Origin of the sequence: Ureibacillus aquaedulcis, from assembly GCF_030418165.1 — a bacterium.
GTDB lineage: Bacteria > Bacillota > Bacilli > Bacillales_A > Planococcaceae > Ureibacillus > Ureibacillus aquaedulcis.
Window position 1 is genome coordinate 394,965 of sequence record NZ_JAUHTQ010000001.1, and the last position, 19,197, is coordinate 414,161.

Consider the following 19,197-nt stretch of genomic DNA (forward strand, 5'->3'; position numbering starts at 1 on the left):
CAATGACATTAGTTATGTGTAAACGGGCGGTGGAAAAGTGGTTACAGAAATATTAATAGAGGTTGCTAGAGGAGTTGGACGATTATTTATGAACCCAATCTTCTATATAGCAATTATCATGGCTATCTATTTAGGCTATCGTCGGGTAAAAAGGGAAAGGAAATTTTTCCACATCCGCATTTTGTGGGGATGGTCCGAAACGATAGGGTTGTTGAAGGAAGGATTATTGATTTCCTTATGTATATCCATTCTCTCACTCGGATTTGGAATAACAATACCAACACAATTTTTATATGTTGTGACATTGATCAGTTTCATCGCACTAATCATCTTTGTCTTTCATTTTCTTTCGCCCATTATTATCTTTTCACTCAGTTTAGTGACACTTTTCTTGTTTGACTATTTCGATGTGTCCTTTAATTTGTTTGGTCTAGAGATTAATGGTGTGGAGATGAAAGAAGGCTTGGCTATAACAGTTGCAATTTTAGCTGGGCTATTATTGGTTGCAGAAGGTATGTTAATTCGTAAATACGGTGCCCAGTACGCATCACCGATTGTGGAAAATTCCAAAAGAGGGCTAAAGGCTGTAGCTTTTCTAAGCAAGAAAATCTGGGTGCTGCCAATCTTTTTTGTGATTCCGGGAGATGTAATTAATGCTTACTTTCCATGGTGGCCCCAAGTTTCATTAGATTCTACAGAGTTTTCTCTTGTCCTATTCCCCATGATCATAGGTTTCCAACAAATGAGCCGACACACTTTACCGGTTTACTTGCACCAGAAACTAGGGCGTTCCGTTATTATTCTGGGGGAAGTAGTCATCATCGGAGGGCTTGTAGCTTATTTCTTCCCAATCGTTGGATTTGCAATGCTGATCGTCGGTCTAGTGGCAAGAATAGCCATCTCTATCCGCTTTGTAATGCGTGAACAAAAGGATGTTTACGCAGTATCAGCAAAATCAAGTGGTGTAGTAATAGCTGGGGTATTGCCGGATTCACCAGCCGAAAAAATGGGATTGGACGTTGGGGAAGTCATACGAAAAGTGAATGGGGTTGAGGTTCATAGTGAACGGGAATTGTATGAAGCATTGCAAATTAATGCTGCTCATTGTCGTCTAGAAGTACTCAATCACCAAAACGAAGTACGATTAACCCAGCATGTAGTCTATAATGGAGATCACCATCGCATCGGGCTGCTAGTGGCGGAATAAAGCTAATATCAACAATAAAAAAAAGCGAAGACTATAAAACGTCTTTGCTTTTTTAGTTTTCATATAGGAGGTTGAAATACTTAGATTGATTATCAATTCAGATAGACGTGCTTTAAAAGAACACGCAGCCTACTATGTAAGCTGCGCAATTTATCCAATAGTTTAGATTAGGATACAATGAAGGGGCCTTACACAAAGCCGGTGACAAAAACGTAGCGTCGTGTCGCCCCCTTAAATCGCTCAATAAACCTATAACTATATTAAAATTTTTATTAAAATTTGCTGCTAGTATTGCAATACAATTATAAAATCTAAAAGAAAAACCTCAATATCGCCATGGTAATGACGCCGACGATAACGGTTTTGGATAAGCTTTTTGTCCAGATCGCAATAATCAATGTGGGAACAAATGCTGCCAAGTTCAGCCAATCAAAGGTCACAATGTTCCCTTCAGCGTGAAAAAGCGCTTCTAATACAAGTGCACTTAAAATACATACAGGTATGTAAGCCAACCAACGCAGGACGACATCGGGTAATTGTATATTTCGAACCAATATAAAAGGAGTAACCCGTGGAACCCATGTGACAAGAGCACAGCCGAGCATCAATAATAGCATTTCCAGTGATATACTCATTTTTCTGTTGCCACCCCAATCGTGGCAACAATCATCGTTGCAATTAGTACGGCTAAGTGTCCAGGCAAGAAATATAAAAGCACATATAGCAAGATTGCCATTAATGCGATTAACTTTAAGTAATGCATAAGTTTGCTTTTCCCGACACTGCTTAAGCTCAGCACAAGCAGTGCACTAAACATAGCGAGTAGGGCAAAGTCCAATCCCCAGTCCTCTGCATTTGGCAGCCACTTACCAATAATTCCGCCAATCGTACATGAAGCAATCCATGCAAGGTAAGCAGTTAGGTTCAGGCCGTCCATCCAATTGCCGCCAAGCTGTTTGTCCTTCATCACTTTTGTAGTGGCAACACCAAATGTTTCATCGGTCAATAATGTACCAAACCCAATATTGCGCAATGGCGAATATCGTGTCAGGTGAGGGGCAACCGTAAGTGACATAAGGAAATGCCGTAAATTAACGATAAAAGTTGTAATAATGATAACCGAAAATGGAGCACCTGCTACATACAATCCACAGAAGATAAATTGTGCGGACCCTGCGTAGACAAGCACTGATAAAAGAAAAATTTCAAGCACTGAAAGGTTTGAAGTGATGCCGATGACACCGAAAGCTATGCCAATGCTAACATAGCCGAGTAAAGTTGGAATACAGTCTTTAATTCCTTGGGAAAATGAATCAGTCGTGATTGTTGACGCATTTACATTTAAGTGGGTACTCAATTTGTTATATTCCTTTCTAGAAAAATCATACCAGTCTCTTTATTTAATAAAATATTAACATTAAAAAAGACTTCCATGTAAAGTAAATTTGTTAATTTTAAAAAATTGGAACTGAATCTATCTTATGACATATTTATGCCGACTTGATGATATTACTTTAAATATTTAATCAGCTATATTAAAATCATATAAAAAAATATTGTAAATCTCATTTAAATCAGTTTTTTTCCGGGAATAGATAGTTTAATAGAGTTAAGATCACAACAAATTATCAGTTTAACTTTGGAGAATATTGCTAAAGATAGTAACAATAAATTCTTTGCAATGAAAAAGTTTAATCCTTAGGTAAACTCACTAGTAGTGTTAGCAAGTGACAAGTCATCATTTTAAATGGAAATTGGGGTGGAACCTGTGAACGATTTTTTTACGGTAGAAAATATTGAAAATTTAGCAGAACATTATCGGACACTTGGACCGCTGATTGGTATTTTCCTCCCATTTATTGAAGCCTTTTTGCCATTCCTTCCATTAGTCGTGATTGTTGTGGCGAATGCAAGCTCCTATGGCTTATGGATAGGATTTTTGTTGTCCTGGATAGGTACGGTACTTGGTTCCTATGTGGTTTTCTTGCTTGTTCGGAGGTTTGGCAGACATCCAAGACTTCAAGGTTTTATAGAGAAAGAAAAGGTTCAAAAACTAATAAAATGGGTCGATATGCGAGGGTTAAGCCCACTGTTCATTTTACTTTGTTTTCCATTTACGCCGTCTGTCCTTGTGAACATCGTGGCTGGTCTATCAAATATTAAGAAAAAGTATTATTTAATCGTGATTATGGCTGGTAAATTTGTAATGATTGCAAGCATGAGTGTACTCGGCTATGACTTAAAAGCGCTTTTAACCGACCCGGTAAAATTAATATTGGCGGGTGTGGGGATTTTCCTGTTATGGATTGTAGGGAAGGCAATAGAAAAACATCTAAATAAAAAAGTTGAGAAAGACTTAAGAGACGAAGCGGATAAAAAAAAGATGAAAATGACCGTTAAAAAAGAGCGTTTACTATAAAGCGCTCTTTTTTTAATTTAGAAACAATCCTTATAATGGAAAAGGATTATAATAGATAGAAAGAGTGCAATTGGTATATAATATTTCTTTGTTTTAAGAGTAGTAGATAGTATAAAAACGAACGTACATTCTGATATAATAAAGATAATACTTCAAAGGAAGAAGGGAACGTCATGTCGTTGCGGGTGATAAGTGGACGAGCCGGTACAGGAAAGTCTACATTCATACACCGGGAAATCGTAAAAGAATTAAAGGAACAACCTTTAGGCTCCCAGATTTATCTAATCGTTCCTGACCAGATGTCATACCAAGCAGAATATGTTCTGACGAATCAATACGATATTAATGGAATTATCCGTGCACAGGTTATGACCTTTAAGCGCTTAGCGTGGCATATCTTGCAGGAAACGGGAGGAATTGCAAAAGAACAAATCGATAAAATTGGTTATCGAATGCTTATACGCCGGTTGCTTGCAGAGAATAAGGAACAATTTTCATTATTCCGTCAAGCCGCCGATAAACGTGGATTTACAAAAGAAATTGAACTGCTCATCAAAGAGTTTAGCCAATATAACATAGATAGTGAAACTTTAAATGAAGCGATCATTAAATTAGAAGAAACTTCTGCTCCTCATACACTTATTGCTAAAGCAAAAGATTTACAGCTGATTCTAACTAAACTAGAAGAAGTGCTAGGTGATAGGTATGTTGATAGCGAGGGGTTTTACCCGATACTGCTTGAACAGCTTCAGAACTCACAAAAAATCAGTGAAGCACATATTTATATTGATGGATTTACAGCGTTTACCGTTCGGGAGTTTGAAATCGTCAAACAGCTGATGTCCTTGGCTAAAAGAGTAACAGTCGTTTTACCTTTTGAGGACCCAAATGATATGTATAATGACCAAGCCGTGTTCTATCGACCTGCTGTTATGTACGATAAATTGCTTCAGGAAGCATATAAAGTTCAAATCGAAGTGGAACCGCGCATTCATTTAGAAAATAATTATCGCTTTCACAACCACGATCTACAACATGTTGAAGAGCAATTTCATAATACAGTTGCAGAGCCAATCCAATCAAATGGGCATGTTCAAATCATTGAAGGGGTAAACCGAAGGGCAGAGATTCATGCGATTGCCCGGGAAATATGTCGAACTGTCCAAGAAGAAGGATTGCGATATCAGGATATCGGGATAATGTACCGTCAAGCAGAGATATATGATCCATTGATTCAAACAATTTTTGCCCAATATGATATCCCTTACTTTACTAATGAAAAGAAGACAATGCTGCACCATCCATTAATCGAATTTAGCCGATCCATCCTGGAAGTGATGACGTCGAATTGGCAGTACGAGCCGGTTTTTAGAAGTGTAAAGACGGATATGTTCTTTCCGGTTAAAAGTGAACTGAAGACAATGCGGGAAAAAGCTGACCTCTTTGAAAATTTCGTGATTGCACAAGGAATTTATGGATATCGATGGTTTGAGGATTCCAGATGGTTTTACAAAAAATATCGTGGCTTAGAGTTTTACTCCAAAAGGCAAACAGATGAAGAAATCGAGATGCAGAAACTGATCGATGAAATGCGGGAAATGATTAAAGCGCCATTAGAAAGACTTCAAAAGATGCTAAGCAAGGCGGAAACGGGTCGGGAAATCGCTATAGCACTGTATAGTTGCATAGATGAATTGAAAGTATACGAAAAATTACAGGAGCTAAAAGCTACGGAATTACTGGAACATGACTTGCATAGTGCCACTGAACACGATCAAGCTTGGAATCATTGGGTAAATGTTCTAGACCAATTTGCTCTTCTGTTCGGTGATCAAAAACTAACTCTTGAAGAAGCTGCCCAAATTTTGGATGAAGGCTTTGATACACTGCAATTTTCAAAAATCCCGCCTTCAGTTGATGAAGTAACGGTTTCAACTGTTGAACTTTCCCACTTTGATAACAAGAAAAGCGTATTTGTCATTGGTGTAAATGATGGCGTGTATCCGATGCGTATGGATTATGAGGGGCTCATCACGGATGTGGAACGAGGTTGGTTTGCCGAAATCAATACTGAGCTATCACCTACTTCCAAAAATCGACTTTTACAGGAAGCACTATTAATCTATCGTGCATTTTCTTCTCCAACTGACCGGCTATATGTCACTTATTCAAGTTCCGATGAAGAAAGTAAAGCATTATTGCCTTCTCTTTATGTAAATCGATTGCACAAATTGTTCGAAGTGGATGGGGTCAAAACATGTCCACATATGAGAGTGATGAATGATCCGATTGAGGAACTGGAAACAAGTAATGCACTTTCTTACTTGCAGCATCCCAGAACTTCATTGGCATATTTAATGATGCAATTACGACAGGCGGAGTACTCGCAGCAGCTCGCTCCGGAATGGGCAGCACTGAAGACATTTTATGAACAAGATAATGATTGGAAGTATGCACTTCAGGCCGTTATGCGTCCATTGGTAAAGAAGAATGTTGCAGAGAAACTGACACCTGAAGTTACCGAGAGCTTGTACGGCAGTAAATTAACATCGAGTGTATCGCGTGTTGAAAAGTTCTATCGTTGTCCTTTTTCACATTTCACGACTTATGGCTTGAAATTAGAGGAACGGGCAGTTTACCGACTAGAAAATTTTGCAATGGGTGATTTATTCCATGAGGCACTGAAATGGATAACGCTGGAAACTGAACGTTTGAATTTGCAATGGAATCGGTTATCAAAAATACAATGCAGCCAGCTTGCACGTCAAGCGGTTGAGCATATCGTCCCTGTATTTTCACATCAAATTTTACTAAGTAGTGCACGCTATCGTTATATCCAGCGAAAACTAATGCGTATTGTTGAAAGAACGATGATGGCCTTATCACAGCATGCCAAAAATTCATTCTTCAAGCCCGTAGCGATTGAAGCGGCATTCGGCCCGAATGAGAAGTTGCCGCCATTGGAACTTGACTTGTCGGGCGGTAAAAAAATGCGTATTCAAGGGCGAATCGATCGAATAGATCGTGCGAAAATTGGAGATAAATCTTATTTGCGTGTCATTGACTATAAATCTTCCAGCCGTGACCTGGATTTAAATGAGGTTTACCATGGTATCTCGCTGCAGCTATTAACTTACTTGGATGTAGCAGTAGAGAATTCGGATGTTTGGTTTGAAGGGGATGTTGATCCGGCCGGAGTTCTGTATGTTCATGTGCATAATCCAATTTTAAAAATGGAGCAAGAAGTAGATGAGGTTGCACTTGAGCTGGAACGTTTGAGAAAGTATCGGATGAAGGGACTTCTAACGGAAAACACCGAGTCGTTAATTGCAATGGATGAGGATCTGGAAATCGACGGAAAGTCAAAAATTGTCCCGGTTCAGATAAATAAGGATGGAAGTGCATCAACTCATTTTTCCAGTATTGTACAGCCAAGTGAAATGGGGCAGATTAAGCAATATGTCAGATATAAACATAGAGTTGCAGGAGAGGGTATCTTAAGCGGTGAAACAGCGATTCAACCATACAGATTAAAAGGAAGAACGGCCTGTGATTTCTGTAGTTTCAAGTCCGTTTGCCAATTTGATACAACCGACCATGAACAATTCTATCACCAACTGCAGGCAGACAAACCAATTAATATCGTTTCGAAAATAAGAGAGGAGATAAAGAACAATGGCGCTGACAATACCTGAAAAACGACCTGACGTTACCTGGACAGATGAACAATGGAAGGCCATCTGGGCAACGGGACAGGATACGCTTGTTTCGGCAGCTGCTGGTTCCGGTAAAACAGCAGTATTGATTAACCGAATGATAGAAAAAGTCATTTCCAGTGAGAATCCCATCGACGTCGATGAGCTGCTTGTTGTTACCTTTACTAATGCATCAGCAGCTGAAATGCGTCATCGGATGGCTGAAGCATTGGAAAAAGAGATCGCCAAAGATCCTAATAATCAGCATTTGCGCCGACAACTAAGCTTAGTAAATAAAGCACAAATTTCTACCTTGCACTCATTTTGTTTAGCCATTGTTCGCCAATATGCCTATCTCATTGAAATCGATCCAGGTTTCCGAATTGCCAATGAAGGTGAATCTGCTTTATTGCGCGACGATGTGTTAGCGGAAGTGTTGGAAGAGGCTTACGATCAAAAAGATGAAGAAAAGGTAAATGCGGTTTATCGTCTAGTTGATAGTTTTACATCTGACCGCGACGATCAAGCCATCGAAACATTAATCGATAAATTGTATGATACGTCAAGGGTTCACCCGGAACCAACAAAATGGTTAAGATCTTTATCTCAACAATATAATCTGCCGGACAACATCACAATTGACGAGCTGGATTTTATAGAGCCATTAAAAAATTCGATTAAGTTCAGTCTGGAAGAAGCACTTGCCCATATTGAAGAAGTTCGCCAATATTCGTTAAAACCGGATGGACCATTTAATTATGGGGAAACAGCACGGCTTGACACCGAGTTGCTTGAGGAAGCAAGACGAATTCTTTCACATGGTACGTGGCAGGAAGCATATGACTTCTTCGCCGCATTAAAATGGTCAACCTTGGCAAGAATGCCGAAGGATAGTTGTGATCCTGAGCTACAAAAAAAGGCCAAGAAGAAAAGAGACCAAGCCAAAGATGTGGTGAAACAACTGAAGGAATCATTCTTCTTACGTAAACCGGAACGGTTGCTCCAGGAAATCCGGCTGATGGCACCAATTATCGAGACATTGGTCGAACTAACGGAAAGCTTTAGTAAAAAGTTTAAAGCCGCAAAGCTGAAAAGAGGACTCGTGGATTTTTCGGACTTAGAACATTATGCCCTTGATATCTTAACGGTGGAAGAAGATGGAGAACTCCACGCATCTCCGGTTGCGCTTGATTTCAAACAAAAGTTTAAAGAAGTATTGGTCGATGAATACCAAGATACCAATATGCTGCAAGAGACGATTTTACAGCTTGTTAAAAGTGGCAGCGAAATCGACGGAAATTTATTTATGGTTGGCGATGTTAAACAATCTATTTACCGGTTCCGACTTGCTGAGCCAATGCTCTTTTTAAATAAATACAATCAATTTGACGAAGATCCAATCTCGAACGGATTGAAAATCGACTTGAATGCAAACTTCCGAAGTCGAAAGGAAGTATTGCACGGAACGAATTTTGTCTTTGAACAGATAATGGGCGAAACGGTAGGGGAAATTCACTATGATGACAAGGCAGGGCTAAAACCCGGTGCTCCTTATAATGATATCGAGATGCCGATTGAATTAGCCATTCTATATGAAGAGGATGATTCCCTAAATACTGAGGAAGCGGAAATGGAAACGCTCATTGATGAGGAAATCAAGAAGTCGCAAGCAGAAGCACGTTTTATAATTAAGCGGATTCGCGAACTGATAGATGGCGGAGAAACTGTTTACGATGCCAAACAAAAGGATCCGGCAAAACGTGTCCGTCCAATGCAGTATAGTGATATTGTAATTTTGATGCGCTCCATGACTTGGTCGAATGATCTAGTCGAAGAGTTTAAGTCTGCTGGTATCCCTTTATATGCTGAATCCTCGAAAGGATATTTTGAAGCACTGGAAGTCATGGTCATGTTAAATGTGTTGAAGATTGTTGATAACCCTTACCAGGACATTCCTTTAGCTTCCGTTTTAAGGGCACCCTTTATCGGTTGTACAGAAAATGAACTGGCAAAGATTCGCCTTGCCAATCAGAAGGCTCCATACTATGAAGCGGTAAAACAGTTTGTTGAAGAGGAACAGTCGGGCCTCAGTAGTAATACGGCGGTGAAATTACAAAGGTTTTTGACCCAACTTGAGACTTGGAGGAACTTGGCGCGCAGAGGTTCCTTATCCGATTTGATATGGAAAATTTATATAGACACGAATTATTATGAAATGGTTGGAGCCATGACGAATGGGAAACAGCGTCAAGCAAATTTAAGAACCTTGCATGATCGAGCGTTGATGTATGAAAAAACGTCCTTCCGTGGATTATTCCGATTTTTACGATTTATCGATCGTATGCGTTCACGTGGAGATGATCTGGGTGTCGCCAAGTCCACTGGGGAAAAAGATGACGTGGTCCGTCTTGTGACAATCCACTCATCCAAAGGATTGGAGTATCCTGTTGTATTTGTTGCTGGATTGGGACGCAATTTTAACCAAATGGATTTTACTAATCCGTATCTCTTTGACCAGCAGTTTGGACTTGCCGTAAAAGCGATTGACCCCGATGACCGTATCATGTATACATCGCTGCCGTTTTTGGCAATGAAAGAGAAGAAAACGCTCGAGTTAAAGGCTGAGGAAATGCGGATATTATATGTAGCCATGACTCGTGCTAAGGAACGACTGATTCTTATTGGTTCTGTAAAGGATTGGGAAAAGATGCGTTCAACTTGGTGTGAAGTACAGCACTTGCCAACAGATGTCATGCTGCCCGAGTATGTGCGTGCACGAGCAAAAAATTATCTCGATTGGATTGGCCCTGCTGTCGCTAGACACGAGTCCTTTGCATCATTAAGTGATGAAGAGTATCGTCCGATAGAACATCCTACTAAATGGGTGATTACACCGATCTCCAACACGTTCTTTATGAGTGCGGTGCATTCAAGTGAGAGTGATGAGTTAACAGGAGAGGTATATCATGAGGTGGATGAAGCGTTGTTAAGTAAATTAAACAACCGATTTACTACACCTTATGCTTATAAAAATTCTGTAACGAAAAGCTCCAAAACCAGTGTTTCCGAGATTAAAAGAATCGAAAGCTTTCAACGTGAAGAAGAACCCGAAACACATGTAATGAAAACGTCAAGCACACCAGCAAAGAAACGACCGCTGTTTTTACAAGAAAAGAAATTATCCGCTGCTGAAATTGGAACCGTTGTTCATACCGTGATGCAGCATGCTCCTCAAAAAGGGTTTTCACGTATTGAAGAAATCACGGATTATCTAAATGTGTTAGTTGAAAGAAAGTTGCTTACAGTAGAAGAGATCCAGGTAGTTGATCCAGAAAAGGTTTTCCATTTCTTTTTAAGTCCCATTGGACAGCGCTTCTCTCGAGCAAAGCAATTGTTCCGGGAGGTACCTTTTACTTTAAGTGTTAAAGATGAAGAGGGCGATTCGCAAATCGTCCAGGGAATCTTGGATTGTTTATTTGAAGATGAAGAAGGCAAGTGGGTTTTGCTAGATTATAAAACAGATAAAATCCACCCTCCATTTTCAGAAGAACCTTACTTGTCGAAAGAAATGAAACAGCGCTACGGTGTTCAATTAAGAATCTATAGTGAGGCAATTGAGGAGATATTACAAGTGAAAGTTGATGAAAAAGTGTTATATCTTTACAATGCCGAAAAAGAGATTCGATTGGATTAACTTTTGCTGGCTGGGTATTCTCATCAAGTAAATTATTTAGAACGAGCCTATTAATTTTAACAAAATTAATAGGCTTTTTTTTAAACGAACGCAGGGTAATCATGTAAAATAAGCTTAGGTATGTTTTAAGCAGTGAAAAGAAAAGGAGAACGGATTGTGAATTTTCAACCTACAACTTTAAATGAGCGAGTAGACGCTCTTGATATTTTACGCGGATTCAGCCTACTGGGGATATTACTGGTAAATATATTCGCCTTCAATTTGCCCCTGCCCTATATTGATCTGGGCAGCTGGTTTACGGAAGCAAAGGATATCATTTGGCATCAAACGTTGGACATTTATGTTCAAAGTAGTTTTTACCCATTGTTCTCGATGTTATTTGGGTATGGACTCGCAATGCAATATATGAAAGCTGAACGTACTGGTACAAATTTTTATAAATTTGCACCAAAAAGACTAGTGCTTCTGCTTATACTTGGCTTACTCCACGCCTTTTTTATTTGGTGGGGAGATATTTTGACGATGTACGCATTCTGCGGATTTTTCCTAATTTTATTCCTTCGATTCGGCAGTGGCTGGTTATTAACTTTTGGATTCGTCATTAATGGAATAATGCAGATATTTTTCATTGGCATTTATGTATTGGCGGGAATTGCCAATATGGAGTTTGAAGAACCGGCAGTTGATATTGCAATGATAAACAATGCGATTACTGCCTATGGAATCGGAAGCTGGACGGAGGCATTCCTCCAAAGATTGAATGATTTGTCGGTACAGATGGGAATCAGTATGTGGATTACCTCATTATTGACAATTTTGCCCTACATGCTAATTGGTGCTGCCTTTGCAAAATGGCGCCTGATCGAAAGAGGGAAAGAATTGATGCGTCTTTGGATACCGTTGACAATCGCATGTCTAGCATTGGGACTTTTCATCAAAAACGCGCCAATTTTATTTACTCGCACTTACTTGCTGGATTATTTAAAAGTTTATGTAGGGGGTCCTATTCTTTCTATCGGTTATATCGGACTGATTGTCTGCCTTTGCATGATTCCGGTAATGCCGAAGCTCCTTAAGCCATTAGCAAAAGCGGGCCGTATGTCTCTTACTCTTTATATCATGCAGTCGATTATTTGTTCATTGGTATTTTATGACTTTGGATTTGGTTTATATGGAAAAGTGGATGTTCAAATGGGTGTGTATATAGCCATTGGGATATTTGTAATCCAAGTCATCATTGCAGAGCTTTGGTTTACTAAGTTCAAACAGGGTCCATTGGAATCGGCCCTAAAGAAATTAACCTATAAATAAAATTCTTCAACGCTAAAATCCCGGTTGGTAAGCCATGATTTTACTTGCGTGAAGATTAGTTAACAAATATTCATTATCTGGCGGAAAAAACTTGTCTGAGAAATGAGCAATTTCAGAAAATTTGATGTATGATGATACTAATCAAGCATTCTTTCGATAGATTTCAAGAATGTGAAGACAACAAAGGAAAAAGAAGGAGCCATTATTTATGAAGATTTTATCGTTCAAATTAAATGGAGAAGTGAAATTCGGTCCAAAAGTTAAAAAGGAAGAAGCGGTTTGGGATGTTCTTGCAATACAAGAAGAACTTAATATTCTTCCTTCCTTCCCTACACAGATTATTGATGGAATTGCGCTAGGTTTTGACTTTGTTGAACAAATCCGTAAATTAGTTGAAGCGGCAAATCAATCAGAACACGTTGCACAATTTAAGCATTCCTTTTCTGATATAGAGTGGCTATCACCGATTCCACGCACACCAAAGAATATCATTTGCATCGGTAAAAACTATAATGAGCATGCAAAAGAAATGGGGGCAGAAGCAGCTCCTCAGGATTTAGTCGTATTTACAAAATCACCAACTTCAATTGCAGCAGATGAACAAGTATTGTCAATTCATGAAGGAAAAACAAGTTCATTAGATTACGAAGGTGAGTTAGCTGTAGTTATCGGAAAAAAAGGAAAAGATATTCCAAAAAATCTTGCCTTTGACTATATTTTTGGCTATACAATTGCAAACGATATAACTGCTCGTGATCTACAAGAGCGTCATAAACAATATTTCTTAGGAAAAAGTTTGGATGGGACATGTCCACTTGGCCCATATATCGTTTCTAAAGATGAAATTACAGATCCTCAAAATTTAACGGTAGTGACAAAAGTCAATGGCGCAGTTCGTCAAAATGGTACAACAGCAGATATGATGTTCCCAATTGAAGAGCTGGTTTCAATTCTGTCAACATATGTAACTCTTGAACCTGGCGATGTGATTTTAACAGGTACACCTGCTGGAGTAGGCAAAGGCATGAATCCACCGACTTTCTTAAAAGCAGGGGATGAGGTAAAAGTATCGATTCAAGGGATTGGAACACTTTCAAATCGATTCGAGTAAACCGAAACTTTGAATTGTCTAGTAAAGAGCCTTATTAAATCTTAAAAAATAGTAAATAATTGTACAATAAAGTAAATAAACACTTTTATATTTGAACACCCAAACAACCCTGTGGTAGGATATTGCTGACAAAGAAAAATAAGGTGGGAATATAATGGACTTATTAACGGGCTCAACACATCTTCACATTACCACTTGGGTAGTTGCATTAATACTATTTTTCGTGGCAGCCTTTGCATCAAAATCTAAAGGGATTCACATGGTATTGCGTTTGTTCTATATTTTGGTCATTATTACTGGTGGCGCATTATTTATCGAGGCGATGGATTATGGACAAGGCATGCAATATGGCATTAAATTCCTTCTAGGGATTATCGTGATTGGTATGATGGAAATGGTATTAGTACGTCAAGCGAAAAACAAACCAACGACAATCTTCTGGGTACTATTCGTAATTTCCTTATTTGCCGTATTATATATGGGTTTCAAATTACCAATGGGTTCCAGTTTCCTGGCTTAATCAAGAAGCATCTAATCGCAAAGCACTTAGTGTTTTGCGATTTTTTCTTTTTTGAGGAAGTTTGCGATGATTCGAAAGGAAGGGTGTATGGAACGGTAGCAAAGCGGTTGGTTTTGCGACGATTCAAAAAGAAAACGGGTTCGAACGGTAGCAAAGCGAACTACAATATTTGTTCCTACATATTTGTGTTGAGCGGACTCTTCTCAATATCAATAGAAAAGCTGGCTAGGGCTTCTATTTGTGCATTGTAATACTTCCTATTGGCTGGATCTTTATTTTTTTGGAAAGTTTAACATTAAATATAGAAGGAAAAATTATTTACAATACATATTGTCACGGTTTTGTCGCATTTAACAATGTAAATACTCATTTTCTTAGCAAAGGATAGCAGAGTATCAATTTTTTTTGGTAAAATGGCGATGGTATGTTTTATCAACTTCATTCAATGAGTAGTGCCTACTTTCATTGAATGAAGTTACAGCCCCGGCCAGCTCGGATACAAGATAGGCCAGGGCACATTTGATAGGAGAGATAATGTTGAAACTTACAAAATGGATTAGCGCCACAGTGGCGTCAGCTTTAGTTGCTGCATCATTTTCTGTAACTACGCCTGCAAGTGCACAGGAGACAAAAACGATTGCAGATGAAACAATATATGATTTATTAGTGGACCGATATTTTAACGCCACAGCAGAAAACGATTACAATGCAGATCCCAAAGACAACACTCAGTTTGCGGGTGGAGACTTTAGAGGGTTAATTGATAAATTTTCTTTAATACAAGATTTGGGTTATAGTATTGTCTCAATCGGATCTATTTTCAAAACCGAAAAGTATGACGGTTCGATGGCAACTAGCTATCATGATCTTGAACCTCATTTTGGTACAGCCGAAGAATTGGAAACTGTGATTGATACGTATAGTCAGAGTAATGTAAAAGTAATGGTTGATTTTCCATTATCAAATGTAAGTGAAAATCATGAATGGGCACAAGATCCAGCAAAGGCTGAATGGATAGCTGGAAGCTCGGATGGTAAAGTGCAGTGGGACTTGCAAAATGAAGAAGTACAGCAAGCTTTACTTGATGCGGTAGTAGACTTTGTTTCGACATATAAATTTGGCGGTGTTCGATTAACGAACCTAGGAAACGCGGATACTGAATTCTTAAACGAATTAATCTCTGCAATAAAAGAAGTAAACGAGAATCTTTATGTCATTTCAAATGAACAAAGCGATGCAAACTTTGATGCAAACTATTTCTCGGAAACAACTGAAGCTTTTCGAAATGTCTACAAGAATGTGGACCAAGATTCATCCAATCTTTTAGCTCATATTGAACCATATGCAAAAGGGGATCAAGCTCCTACGCAACTTATGCTTGATAATCTCTTAACTGACCGTTTTACTTTAACGAATGAAGCCTTTCCACCAACAAGAACAAGACTAGGAATTGTAGCGACACTGCTGCTGCCCGGCGTTCCAGTAACTCAATACGGAACTGAACTGATAATGAATGGTGAAGCCGGACCTAAGGCACATCAGCTGTACAATTTCAAAACTGACGAAGAAATGATCGACTTTATTGGAGATATTCAAACGTTACGTTCACAATCAGAAACACTGAGAAACGGCGAATATAAGCTACTTAAAAATGAAAATGGTTTCTTGGCATTTGAACGCTTCTCTGATCAGGAAAGATGGATTGTTGTCATTAATAATACCGGAAAGACAACACGATTTGATATATCAGAAGAAGAAATCGGAGCCGGTAAAGAACTTCTTGCCATGCTGGACAGCGATACGATCCGTGTAAACAATGAAGGAAATTATCCAATCATCCTTGACCGTGAAATCGTCGAGATTTTTCAAGTGAAGGATGAAAAAGGGATCAATAAAGGCTATCTAGCAGCATTGGCAGTTGTCTATGTATTATTTATTGGATTTATTATCGCCATTATTAAACGAGGCAAAAGAAAGAGAACGAAAGAACAATAGACGAAAAAGGTAAAATTACATTTGTAATTTTGCCTTTTTTTGTTTAAACGATTGTTATGTTAATAAAATTTTATGGCTAATTTTTGGCGGTAATGTGCTAAATGGTGCAGATTTGGCTCAATTTTTAGTTATTTCTGAAAAATAAAACTAAAATTTATTGACTTCAATTGTTACAGGAATATATAATTTATTGCAAGAATACAAAAAATATTGATTATTTGAGAAGTTTTTAATAATTTGAAGATACTTCATAGTTTGAGAATTTGTAAAATTCAAATTAATAGTATTCACCATGATTACTAGAAAGGAGAGTTAATTTGAAGGGAAATGAACTTTTAAAGATTAATAACTTACATACTGGATTCCGGATTAAAGATACATTTTACGATGCAGTCGATGGCGTATCATTATCAGTTAAGAAAAATGAAATATTGGCAATCGTAGGTGAATCGGGATGCGGCAAAAGTACACTTGCTACATCCATTATTGGTCTATATGACCACAATAAAACGCGAGTACAAGGCGAGATTGTATTTGATAATAAGAACTTGGCAGCTCTTTCAGAAGAGGAAATGAACGATATACGAGGTTTTCAAATTAGCATGATTTTCCAAGATCCACTTTCTGCGTTAAATCCATTAATGCGAATTGGAGAGCAGATCGAGGAAGGTCTAATCTATCATACGAAATTAGACAAGAGTAAACGAGATAGCAGGGTTCTCGAATTACTGCAGCAAGTAGGGATTCGCAATCCAGAACGTGTTGCAAGACAGTTTCCGCACCAATTATCAGGTGGTATGAGACAAAGGGTTATCATTGCAATCGCAATTGCGTGTAAACCTCAAATCATTATTGCGGATGAGCCGACTACTGCACTGGACGTAACAATTCAAGCTCAAATTTTAGACTTATTGATTGAGCTGCAAGCAGAAACGGAAGCAGGAATTATTTTAATCACCCATGACCTAGGTGTTGTAGCTGAAGTTGCAGACCGTGTTGCAGTTATGTATGCAGGGCAAATTATTGAAGAAGCAGCTGTAGAGGAATTGTTTGCAAATCCCAAACACCCGTATACACGTTCTTTATTTAACTCAATCCCTCAGATGAACTCACAGTCGGATCGATTGAATGTAATTGAAGGGATTGTACCTTCGTTAATGAATCTTCCGCGTTCAGGTTGTCGATTCTCTTCCCGTATTCCTTGGATACCAGGAGAAGCTCATGAGGAAAATCCAGCACTTCATGAAATTTCACCAGGACATTTTGTTCGTTGCACATGTTGGAAAGAGTTTCATTTTAAAACGGATAAAGGGGGCGGGACACATGAGCTTTATGCAAATAAATGATTTAAAAGTTCACTATCCTGTTCGCGGCGGATTCTTCAATACTGTAATTGACCGTGTACTTGCTGTTGATGGTATCACAATGGAGTTTGAAAGAGGAAAAGCATATGGTCTAGTTGGCGAGTCGGGGTGTGGGAAATCCACAACAGGTAAAGCCTTGATTGGTCTGGAGAAGATTACCAACGGGAGTATCATATACGAAGGTGAAAATGTTACAAATAAGAGAAGAAATCGTAAATCATCCTTCAATCGCGATGTGCAAATGATTTTCCAGGATGCACATTCGAGCCTGAATCCTCGTAAACGAGTTAAGGATATTATTGCAGAACCGATTCGCAACTTTTTAAACCTTACTCCTAAAGAGGAAGAACGTAAAATCAGTGAATTACTAGAAATTGTAGGGATGCCTGAGGATGCAAAGTTAAAATATCCACATGAATTCTCTGGGGGGCAAAAACAGCGTCTGGGGATTGCAAGGGCAATTGCAACCAATCCGAAGCTAATTATTGCAGACGAACCAGTTTCAGCACTTGATTTGTCTGTACAAGCACAAGTACTGAACTTCATGAAGGATATTCAAAATGAGTTTGGTCTTAGTTATTTATTTATATCCCACGATTTGGGTGTTGTTAAACATATGTGTGACCATATTTCCATAATGTATAAAGGTAGATTTGTAGAAACGGGTACAAAACATGATATTTATACAAACCCGCAGCATATTTACACAAAGCGTCTACTTTCCGCAATACCAGAAGTATCCCCGGCGGGAAGAGAAAATCGAAAACGTGAAAGAATTCTTGTGGAACAGCATTATCAAGCAGAACATAAAAATTATTTTGATGAAAATGAACGTGTATTTGATTTATTACAAGTCTCAAACACTCATTATGTTGCAGCTACTTCACAAGTGAGGGGGGTCTTGTAGAGATGTGGAAAACGATTGTAAGAAGATTTCTAATCATGATCCCTCAATTGTTCGTATTGAGTGTGATTATCTTCGTCTTAGCAAAATTTATGCCTGGTGACCCGTTTACGGGTTTAATCTCACCACAAACGGATCCCGCTCGTATCGCGGAATTAACCGAAAAAGCAGGATTAAATGATCCATGGCATATTCAGTATATGAGATGGATAGGAAATGCCTTCCAGGGTGATTTAGGTCTAAGCTATACGTACAAACGAGATGTTGCCGATCTAATTGGCGAACGCGCATTGAATACATTTTGGCTATCGTTGCTGAGTGTGTTTATACTCTATTTAATCGCTATTCCATTAGGAATCTTAGCAGGAAGATATCAAAACTCCCGATTAGATAAAACAATTGTATTGTATAGTTTTGTTACATATGCAATTCCTACATTTGTTTTGGGATTAATCTTCTTATTCCTATTTGGCTATAAATTGGAGTGGTTCCCTACAAGCGGTAGTGTTGACATTAAATATGAAGCGGGAACTTTGAGATATTACTGGGATAAATTTTATCACATTCTTTTACCGTCGTTTACTTACGCAGTCTTAGGAACTACAGGAATTATCCAATATCTGCGATCTGAAATTATCGATGCAAAAACAATGGATTATGTGCGAACAGCACGAAGCAAAGGGATTCCAATGCGAAAAGTGTATTCAAAACATATTTTCCGTAATTCTTTGCTGCCGATTGCAGCGTTTTTAGGATTTACGATTACGGGTTTGTTAGGTGGCTCGATTTTCGTCGAAACGATTTTTGGTTACCCTGGGATGGGTCAACTATTTGTAAGTTCCATTTCTTCACGTGATTACAGTGTTATTACAGCACTAGTTATGTTATTTGGATTCTTAGCTCTTTTAGGTAGTCTATTATCCGATATTATTATGAGTATTGTTGACCCTCGCATTAGGATTGAATAGGCAAAACTA

The 19,197-nt window shown here is 38.6% G+C and carries 13 protein-coding genes; 11 read left to right on the forward strand and 2 right to left on the reverse strand.

The genetic code is table 11. The features are described 5' to 3' along the window. Positions 1–37: 37 nt before the first annotated feature. A complete protein-coding gene (locus QYB95_RS01820) occupies positions 38–1,207 on the forward strand; it encodes a PDZ domain-containing protein (RefSeq protein WP_301136367.1) in 1,170 nt (389 codons plus the stop codon). A gap of 311 nt (positions 1,208–1,518) precedes the next feature. On the opposite strand, the gene QYB95_RS01825 is transcribed toward QYB95_RS01820, so the two are convergent. Continuing rightward, complete coding sequence (locus tag QYB95_RS01825) at positions 1,519–1,842, reverse strand: AzlD domain-containing protein (protein ID WP_301136368.1); 324 nt, start codon at positions 1,840–1,842, stop codon at positions 1,519–1,521. Next, positions 1,839–2,564 carry an AzlC family ABC transporter permease gene (locus QYB95_RS01830; protein ID WP_301136369.1) on the reverse strand — a complete coding sequence of 242 codons (726 nt, stop codon included), beginning with the start codon at positions 2,562–2,564 and terminating at the stop codon, positions 1,839–1,841. The genes QYB95_RS01825 and QYB95_RS01830 overlap by 4 nt, the downstream gene beginning before the upstream one ends. A gap of 411 nt (positions 2,565–2,975) precedes the next feature. Between QYB95_RS01830 and QYB95_RS01835 the strand changes: the two genes are divergently transcribed. The 10 genes from QYB95_RS01835 (at position 2,976) to opp4B (ending at position 19,188) form a co-directional block, all read left to right on the forward strand. Beyond that, positions 2,976–3,626, forward strand: a complete 651-nt coding sequence (locus QYB95_RS01835; RefSeq protein ID WP_301136370.1) for a TVP38/TMEM64 family protein — start codon at positions 2,976–2,978, stop codon at positions 3,624–3,626. Between the two features lie 173 nt (positions 3,627–3,799). Further along, entirely contained in the window at positions 3,800–7,321 is a 3,522-nt protein-coding gene (gene addB / locus QYB95_RS01840; RefSeq protein WP_301136371.1) for a helicase-exonuclease AddAB subunit AddB, read from the forward strand. After that, positions 7,302–11,015, forward strand: a complete 3,714-nt coding sequence (addA, locus tag QYB95_RS01845; RefSeq protein WP_301136372.1) for a helicase-exonuclease AddAB subunit AddA — start codon at positions 7,302–7,304, stop codon at positions 11,013–11,015. Before addB ends, addA begins: the two co-directional genes overlap by 20 nt. A gap of 156 nt (positions 11,016–11,171) precedes the next feature. Next, positions 11,172–12,326 (forward strand): DUF418 domain-containing protein, encoded by a 1,155-nt coding sequence (locus QYB95_RS01850; RefSeq protein WP_301136373.1) that lies wholly within the window; start codon positions 11,172–11,174, stop codon positions 12,324–12,326. A 208-nt stretch (positions 12,327–12,534) separates the two neighbouring features. After that, a complete protein-coding gene (locus tag QYB95_RS01855; protein WP_301136374.1) occupies positions 12,535–13,437 on the forward strand; it encodes a fumarylacetoacetate hydrolase family protein in 903 nt (300 codons plus the stop codon). A 154-nt stretch (positions 13,438–13,591) separates the two neighbouring features. Continuing rightward, on the forward strand, positions 13,592–13,957 hold the full coding sequence (locus QYB95_RS01860; RefSeq protein ID WP_301136375.1) for a YisL family protein: 366 nt from the start codon (positions 13,592–13,594) through the stop codon (positions 13,955–13,957). 534 nt (positions 13,958–14,491) lie between these two features. After that, on the forward strand, positions 14,492–15,952 hold the full coding sequence (locus QYB95_RS01865) for an alpha-amylase family glycosyl hydrolase (RefSeq protein WP_301136376.1): 1,461 nt from the start codon (positions 14,492–14,494) through the stop codon (positions 15,950–15,952). A gap of 317 nt (positions 15,953–16,269) precedes the next feature. Further along, on the forward strand, positions 16,270–17,298 hold the full coding sequence (locus tag QYB95_RS01870; protein WP_301136377.1) for an ABC transporter ATP-binding protein: 1,029 nt from the start codon (positions 16,270–16,272) through the stop codon (positions 17,296–17,298). Further along, positions 17,276–18,223: an ATP-binding cassette domain-containing protein gene (locus QYB95_RS01875; protein WP_301136378.1), complete on the forward strand. Its 948-nt coding sequence runs from the start codon at positions 17,276–17,278 to the stop codon at positions 18,221–18,223. The genes QYB95_RS01870 and QYB95_RS01875 overlap by 23 nt, the downstream gene beginning before the upstream one ends. Positions 18,224–18,225: 2 nt before the next feature. Next, a complete protein-coding gene (gene opp4B / locus QYB95_RS01880) occupies positions 18,226–19,188 on the forward strand; it encodes an oligopeptide ABC transporter permease (protein ID WP_301136379.1) in 963 nt (320 codons plus the stop codon). Positions 19,189–19,197: the final 9 nt, after the last annotated feature.

What these genes read in the sequence shown, in the direction of transcription:
- QYB95_RS01860 (WP_301136375.1), top strand. Translation starts at nt 13,592, where the DNA reads ATGGACTTATTAACGGGCTCAACACATCTTCACATTACCACTTGGGTA.
- QYB95_RS01865 (WP_301136376.1), top strand. Translation starts at nt 14,492, where the DNA reads ATGTTGAAACTTACAAAATGGATTAGCGCCACAGTGGCGTCAGCTTTA.
- QYB95_RS01825 (WP_301136368.1), bottom strand. Translation starts at nt 1,842, where the DNA reads ATGAGTATATCACTGGAAATGCTATTATTGATGCTCGGCTGTGCTCTT.
- addB (WP_301136371.1), top strand. Translation starts at nt 3,800, where the DNA reads ATGTCGTTGCGGGTGATAAGTGGACGAGCCGGTACAGGAAAGTCTACA.
- addA (WP_301136372.1), top strand. Translation starts at nt 7,302, where the DNA reads ATGGCGCTGACAATACCTGAAAAACGACCTGACGTTACCTGGACAGAT.
- QYB95_RS01855 (WP_301136374.1), top strand. Translation starts at nt 12,535, where the DNA reads ATGAAGATTTTATCGTTCAAATTAAATGGAGAAGTGAAATTCGGTCCA.
- QYB95_RS01875 (WP_301136378.1), top strand. Translation starts at nt 17,276, where the DNA reads ATGAGCTTTATGCAAATAAATGATTTAAAAGTTCACTATCCTGTTCGC.
- opp4B (WP_301136379.1), top strand. Translation starts at nt 18,226, where the DNA reads ATGTGGAAAACGATTGTAAGAAGATTTCTAATCATGATCCCTCAATTG.